Below are 6607 nucleotides of genomic sequence, written 5' to 3'. Positions count from 1 at the left end.
AGACGGTGGCGTCGGTCGCAACCCCCTCTACTTCACAGCCCCAAAACGACAATCTTTCCAGGCGGTAGCCGAAGCCAGCCTCTGACCCCACAACAACAAAAGACTCCCGACCCCTTTTCCTTCTCCTCGACCCCTTTTCCTTCTCCTCAGCCCCAAAACGACAATCTTTCCAGGCGGTAGCCGAAGCCAGCCTCTGACCCCACAACAACAAAAGACTCCCGACCCCTTTTCCTTCTCCTTAATCCCTTTTTCTTCAGGTCGGAATCCCATCCCCTACCAGGGGATAACTTTGACCTCGGGCAAGCGGGTCTTAATCCCTTTTTCTTCAGGTCGGAATCCCATCAATAAGATGAGCGTGACCTTGAGGGTCGGCAACGGGAAGTCTTAATCCCTTTTTCTTCAGGTCGGAATCCCATCTCGGCAACGGCAACCCGATTGCCGACCTCGAGTCTTAATCCCTTTTTCTTCAGGTCGGAATCCCATCATCGCCTATTGAGTGGGGACAGACCATGCTTACCGTCTTAATCCCTTTTTCTTCAGGTCGGAATCCCATCTGGCCGCTGCCCTGGGGGGTGGTGTCTCTCCCGCGTCTTAATCCCTTTTTCTTCAGGTCGGAATCCCATCCGCTCCAGGATCTCCGACCTGGCCCCTTGCCGCCGTCTTAATCCCTTTTTCTTCAGGTCGGAATCCCATCCCCCTCGTTGGGGAGGGCGTCCTGGCGGTCAGGCAGTCTTAATCCCTTTTTCTTCAGGTCGGAATCCCATCCTTAGGGTCGGCAATCGGGCTGCCGTTGCCGACCTCGAGGTCTTAATCCCTTTTTCTTCAGGTCGGAATCCCATCCGCTGCGGGGGGAGTCACCTACGGAGTGACCCGTAGGCCGTCTTAATCCCTTTTTCTTCAGGTCGGAATCCCATCCCTTGACCGAAGGGCCAAGGGGTACGCAACCCCTGTCTTAATCCCTTTTTCTTCAGGTCGGAATCCCATCACAGTATGAGTGCGAAAAAATGGACCGACATGACCGTCTTAATCCCTTTTTCTTCAGGTCGGAATCCCATCTGACCGAAGGGCCAAGGGGTACGCAACCCCTTGGTCTTAATCCCTTTTTCTTCAGGTCGGAATCCCATCCGGTCAAGAAAGATGGGTTCCCGACAGGAACCCCGTCTTAATCCCTTTTTCTTCAGGTCGGAATCCCATCCGGGCCACCGGAAGGAACTCAATCGCGTCTGGCAGGTCTTAATCCCTTTTTCTTCAGGTCGGAATCCCATCCGCGCTGCGCCACGCCTTCCTGCCGGACCGCTGTCTTAATCCCTTTTTCTTCAGGTCGGAATCCCATCTCAAGGCCCAAAAGCTACTAGAGAGGTTGTATGCGTCTTAATCCCTTTTTCTTCAGGTCGGAATCCCATCAGGAGGGGGCTATGACAATCTATCTCAATCCTACGTGTCTTAATCCCTTTTTCTTCAGGTCGGAATCCCATCCGGCGCATCTTCAATCATCAGGTGTTCGGGGTGGGGGTCTTAATCCCTTTTTCTTCAGGTCGGAATCCCATCAGCGAAGAAGCCCTACGATGAGTTCCTCGCCGGTCTTAATCCCTTTTTCTTCAGGTCGGAATCCCATCCGAAGCAGCGCGCCGCACGCGATTTCGCTGTCGCAATGGTCTTAATCCCTTTTTCTTCAGGTCGGAATCCCATCCGGGAACAAGCGAAGAAGCCCTACGATGAGTTCCTGTCTTAATCCCTTTTTCTTCAGGTCGGAATCCCATCCGCCCCCCATTACAAAGCCTCGCAACTTCCATAACTTCGGAGATCGCTTGCGCAAGATTTGCCGTCATGTCTCTGGAACAAGTCTTGTTCACCCCCCTTCAGCCTGGAGACCGCCCTTGTTTCCACAAGCTGAGCCAGCCCTTCACGTTGCCCAACTGCGTTGGACCGATGAGCTGAAAACCTGCCTGCTTAGCCCGATCGCGCAACACCGGCGTCGGCTCCTGGGCGGCCAGCACCCAGGTGTCTCCGAGCAACCCCCGAGCATCGTCACCCAAGCTTGTTACCTTGTAGGCGAGGTCGTTGTCGTTCTCATCGCCCTTGAACCGCAGGGTCTTGCATTCGATGAACAACAGCCGGTTACGGTGGCAGGCCAGGACATCGAACTCGTTGCGGGCCGATTCCGCGCCCTCCCACAGCCCCCTCACGCCCATCCGCACGTCGCAGAGGCCAGCCTCGCGTGCCACCACGAAGGCGTATTCCTCCAACCATCCTCCGCCGAGAAACCGGGCAGCGTCCAGGTCGTTGAAGCGCACCACGCCGGTCCCTTCGGGCGTGAGCAGCCCCGCGTGCGCGAACTGGTCGAAGAGCCGTCGCCACTTCCCATGCCACGCGTGCTCGAGCCGGTGCACCGGCTGCACCAGCTCGCGCCCCTGTTTGTCCACGGCCCGATGGGCCAGCCCATTGATGAACCCGATGAGTCCACTGCGGCGTACGGCTTCACGAGCGAGTACGGCGGCCACCTCCCGTCGTGCGTCAATCCGCGCCAGCCAGGCCGGGTCATCGCCGACACTCGTCTGGTACCGAAACCCCTGGACAGCCAAATAGCGCGGCACATCCAGCACGTCCGGCATCGGTTCCGGCTGCGGCCTCATGGTGTGCCGATCGTAGATCACCTCGATCCGCCCATGAGCTGTGTCGGTATAGATGATCCGGTCGGCCCGCTCGCGAAAGACTTCGACAAAGCCCAAGGTCATCAGTTTATTGCCGCCGGTCGCATTGAAGACCACCTCCGTACCAGATACCTTTGCGACAAGTTCGTCCGCCAGCTTCGCCGCATAGGCACGGATGCGGTCCAATCCCGCATCCGGCGCCTTGTCTCGAATCGCCACCTGGCTCCCCGCTTGCTCAAGCAGGCGACGCAGCCGATCTGCCTTTGCCGCCATAGGTTGCGAGGCCACCAGCACCACCCGGTCCGGCCGGTGCATGAGGCAGGGAATCACCGTCGGCAGCAACTGGTCCGACACGATGGCGACGTGGATGAGCATGGCAGGACTTCAAGGGATTGCACGCCTCCACCGGCCATGCGCCGACCTGTTCAGGGCGGAGGCGGTACCAGCGCCAGGCCTTCCGCCCTGGCGGCCCGGTTAAGCTCCTCGTCGAATCCGAGGAAGGTGAGCTCCTCGGAGGTGCGAGCCCGAATTTGCAGCGCTGCAGCCAAGTGAACCGCATCATACGCACGCAGCCGATGCACTTCGGCTAGCCGACCGGCATGCCGGATCATCTGCTCGCTCATGTCCAGCACGAGATACCGGTGCCAATCTTGTTCGAAATCTGCCGCGATGGCTCGATGCCGCCGACGAACCACCCGGCCGCCGTGAACAGCCCGCGCGAAGGCGGCTTTGGCCTCCACATACCCGATGGCGGCAATCCCCACCACTTCGGAGGCATTCACCCAGTGCCGCACCCATGACGAGCCGGCTTCTTCCACATAGAGCTTGACCAGTGCGCTGGTGTCGCAATAGAGGATCATCGGCGATCCGCGACGACCAGATCCGACACCGACCGGCCGGGCAGCACGAGCGGCCGCTTTGCCCCACGGGGCTTGCCGCCGCTCCAGGTGGCCAGGCCTTCGCGCACGAGAGCTCCGACCCCGGCCGGCACCCGCCGATATCCGGCCGGCACGACTCGGGCAATCACCCGCCCTCGGTCCGCGACCTCCAATTCCTCTCCCGCCCGCACTTTCTTGAGGTACCAACTGAGGTGGTCTCGTAATTCCCGCACACCGACTTGTGCCATGGTTCCCTCCCTTGTGGCGTCATTGTGGTCGCTTTGTGGCTACAAGTCAATCACCGGGCCTCGCTCCGCAGTCGGTCCCCGGCCGACCAATTCCTCGTAGATCGCCTTGGCTTTTTTCGCAGCTCCGCCGGTGGGGGTGTCCCACCAGCCTTTCTCCTTCCACCGCGCAACAATATCGTCCAGCGCTTGAGCGCGCAACGCGGGATCTTCGATCGCCCGTACGGCTTCGGCGAGGGCTGATCCACGAAGGGCGTCGTCGGGCTTGATGCCGGGCTTGCTGCATAACTCTCTGAGTTTGTCATCCACCCAGCGAGAGCGGGGGGTAGGCACCGCTACTCGTCCTGGCTTGTCAGCATTTGATGGTGCCGCTGGCTCCTTCATCGCCCCGTAGCCCACTGCTGTCTTGGCACCGAAGCCCAGCCAGTGGAAGGCGTGCCGGAATGCGGCCCTGAGCAGCGTTGTCCAGTGACTCTCGCCCTCGGCAAGCAGGTCGGGCGCGGTCGGTGCCTTCTCCTTGGTGACCCTCCTCAGGTGGGCCACATCGCAGACCACGTGGAACGTGAAAGTGGACCCGGGCGGGACGGTGAGGAAGCTGATAGGGTTAGGTTGACCAGAGTCGTGGGGGGTCCTGCTGCCGGCCTGCGCGCTTTGCTGATAATAGTGGGTCTGATGTGGCGTCATGATCTCGACCAGGAGGCTGTCGCCCTGGATCTGCGGGATCACGTCCCAGAACGAGAGGGCGCCGCGAACATGATCGGCGTCGCCAGAAGGCGTCTCGCGGCCGAACAAAACATCGAGCATGGAGAGTTCCAGCCAGTGCGGCTCTCGGTGTGTGCCCACGTTGATGCGATACCCCTTGTGCTCACTCCAGCCTTGCGTGTCACCCCACTGTCCACTCGCTAATTCTCGCGCGGCCTGTCGCAAAACGCCCTTCACCCCGCTGCCCGGGAGATAGGGCAGGCCGTAGGGATTCAGGAAAGCAAATCCGTTTTCAAGCGGATGTTCGTTCCCCAAGCCGGTGGTGAAGGGGGAGATCGCTTCGCCGCTGAGACGGAAAAGATTCGGTATCGTATGCGAGAGCATGTCCTGCCGTTTCGAGAGAGCGTTCATCCGATCATTGTCCGCCTTGGTGAAGCTCTTGACCTTGGCCCAGGCTTCTCGGGCAGCAAAGTCGTTCTTGGCCCACAGGCCCGGGAGAGGATTTCGCTGTCTCTCACGAAGCGCATGAATAGTCCCATCCATGCCTTGCCGGTTCAGCAAGTCCGCTATTGTCCGCCCCTCAGGACTTCTTGCCTGTGCACGCTTCCGGACCTCCTTTTCCTGATCAGACCTGGTTGTCCAGATCGGCAACAGCAAACCAAAGCGTAAGGCTGGCGAGGCCTCCGTGAAGTCGTTGCCTAGATACGAGGGCACCGCAGCGATCGGCATATCAGTCACTTCCTTTCCGCGCAGAGGCCATCTGCCGCAACCACTTGAGCCAGGCGAACGCCTCGGCGGTGATCGCTTGATAGTGACGGGGGGGTGCGTTCATGAGGTCTTGCATGAAGATCTCAAAGCCAGGATCTCGATCCACACCGTTGACCTGCTTGTTGAGCCATGCACGGAGTTGTTGGGCGACCACTTCGTAGGCGCCACCCTTTTCGTGGCAGAATGCCAACACCTGCATCAGGCCGCTGTTCATGATCAAGGCCGGCAGGCTCTTCGCCACAATCACAGGCTCTTTGTCATTTTTGTATTGACCCGCACATCGCCACGCGTCCTGCGCGCGCTGCTGCTCCAGGGTGAGCCGGGCTGGCTGTTTCGTTTCGGTTCCAGAGGCCATCTACCTTCCCTCCACAATGCGGGTCACCACGAGCCCACGGCCGGTGGTGGCGTCGCCGCCGATTTGTAAGAGCTGTCCATTGATCACAGTGGTGAGCTTCAACATCACGTTCGCCGCATCCATAAAATCCGTCTCCCCCTTCTTGGTGCCATTGCGCACTTGACTGGCGAGGACCGGCGCGATGAGGAGCGACTCGGGCGGCAGATTTTCGGTATAAAACAGGCCGCCACTGTCGGCTGTCCCGGTGTCGGGCTTGATCCGCACATGCGGTTCGACGAGGGTGGCATGCTGAGCAAAGTACCCGAAATCGGTATCGGACAGCACCACCAGGTCGGTCTTCAGCTTGTCGCGGAAGAAGGTATAGGCGTCACCCGTTGGGATGGCCCGAGCGGCCAAGTCATGGGCGATCTTCTTGATCGCCTCGTTCTGCTTGTCCTTCGCGGTATACTCGAACGCCTCCAGGTGCAGCACGTCGGCCGGCTGGCCGTTAATCTGTCGCCGAGAAAGCAACGAGGGATTCGCGACGAGGCACTCACCCTCATTGACTGGCAGGATCGCTGGCCAGTTGACCCCGAGGCCGACGGCTTCCATGAGGCGTCGGGCGCGTGCTAGGGCCTGCGGGCAGGTGGCATAGACATAGCCGCCCTTGAGGCTCCGCACGGGAAAGACCACGAGTTGCGCATCGCCGAAGCTGACGGCCCCGGCGTGCAGGTTGCTGTCTCCAGCATCCGGGCCAAACAACACCGTAATGAGTTCGTTCCGCGGGCGATCCTGCACCTTCCCATTGGCCAAGACCTCGAACCCATGCCGCACGGCCCCCTTGATGCCGCTCCCGGCAAAGCACGGATGCCCGGTGTGCCGCTCGCGTTGGATGGGATTGTCGATGACCCCGATCGCTTGACCCGCACCCATGTGGACGGGGCTCACAGCGTAGAGAAACAGAATGGCTCGTTTTTCAAACATCGTCCGCTCTCCTTGACTTGACCCGGTGCTTAACCTATGCTCTGA

6 protein-coding genes and 1 CRISPR repeat array are annotated in these 6607 nt (G+C 60.0%); all 6 genes read right to left on the bottom strand.

Going from position 1 to position 6607, the window contains the following annotated elements:
* Positions 1–235: 235 nt before the first annotated feature.
* A CRISPR array of direct repeats spans positions 236–1761; the repeat unit is 36 nt; unit sequence GTCTTAATCCCTTTTTCTTCAGGTCGGAATCCCATC.
* Positions 1762–1859: 98 nt separating this feature from the next.
* From AB1555_03040 to cmr4, 6 genes are read right to left on the bottom strand one after another with little or no spacing between them, the layout of a single operon-like run.
* A complete protein-coding gene (locus tag AB1555_03040) occupies positions 1860–3026 on the bottom strand; it encodes a DUF1887 family CARF protein (GenBank protein MEW6245668.1) in 1167 nt (388 codons plus the stop codon).
* Between the two features lie 50 nt (positions 3027–3076).
* Positions 3077–3511 (bottom strand): type II toxin-antitoxin system VapC family toxin, encoded by a 435-nt coding sequence (locus AB1555_03035; protein MEW6245667.1) that lies wholly within the window; start codon positions 3509–3511, stop codon positions 3077–3079.
* The gene (locus tag AB1555_03030; GenBank protein ID MEW6245666.1) at positions 3508–3777 is read right to left on the bottom strand and encodes a type II toxin-antitoxin system prevent-host-death family antitoxin; all 270 of its coding nucleotides are present in this window, start codon (positions 3775–3777) and stop codon (positions 3508–3510) included. Before AB1555_03030 ends, AB1555_03035 begins: the two co-directional genes overlap by 4 nt.
* Before the next feature lie 39 nt (positions 3778–3816).
* Positions 3817–5205 (bottom strand): type III-B CRISPR module RAMP protein Cmr6, encoded by a 1389-nt coding sequence (cmr6, locus tag AB1555_03025; GenBank protein ID MEW6245665.1) that lies wholly within the window; start codon positions 5203–5205, stop codon positions 3817–3819.
* Position 5206: 1 nt separating this feature from the next.
* The gene (gene cmr5 / locus AB1555_03020) at positions 5207–5599 is read right to left on the bottom strand and encodes a type III-B CRISPR module-associated protein Cmr5 (protein MEW6245664.1); all 393 of its coding nucleotides are present in this window, start codon (positions 5597–5599) and stop codon (positions 5207–5209) included.
* Entirely contained in the window at positions 5600–6562 is a 963-nt protein-coding gene (cmr4, locus tag AB1555_03015) for a type III-B CRISPR module RAMP protein Cmr4 (protein ID MEW6245663.1), read from the bottom strand.
* Between the last annotated feature and the right edge of the window lie 45 nt (positions 6563–6607).

It is taken from the genome of Nitrospirota bacterium, assembly GCA_040755395.1.
Classification (GTDB): domain Bacteria; phylum Nitrospirota; class Nitrospiria; order Nitrospirales; family Nitrospiraceae; genus DATLZU01.
The sequence above is the reverse complement of the archived record's forward strand: the minus strand, read 5'-3'. Positions and strand labels throughout refer to the sequence as shown.

Coding starts and splice junctions, on each gene's coding strand:
- AB1555_03040 (MEW6245668.1), bottom strand. CDS start 3,026: ATGCTCATCCACGTCGCCATCGTGTCGGACCAGTTGCTGCCGACGGTG.
- AB1555_03035 (MEW6245667.1), bottom strand. CDS start 3,511: ATGATCCTCTATTGCGACACCAGCGCACTGGTCAAGCTCTATGTGGAA.
- AB1555_03030 (MEW6245666.1), bottom strand. CDS start 3,777: ATGGCACAAGTCGGTGTGCGGGAATTACGAGACCACCTCAGTTGGTAC.
- cmr6 (MEW6245665.1), bottom strand. CDS start 5,205: ATGCCGATCGCTGCGGTGCCCTCGTATCTAGGCAACGACTTCACGGAG.
- cmr5 (MEW6245664.1), bottom strand. CDS start 5,599: ATGGCCTCTGGAACCGAAACGAAACAGCCAGCCCGGCTCACCCTGGAG.
- cmr4 (MEW6245663.1), bottom strand. CDS start 6,562: ATGTTTGAAAAACGAGCCATTCTGTTTCTCTACGCTGTGAGCCCCGTC.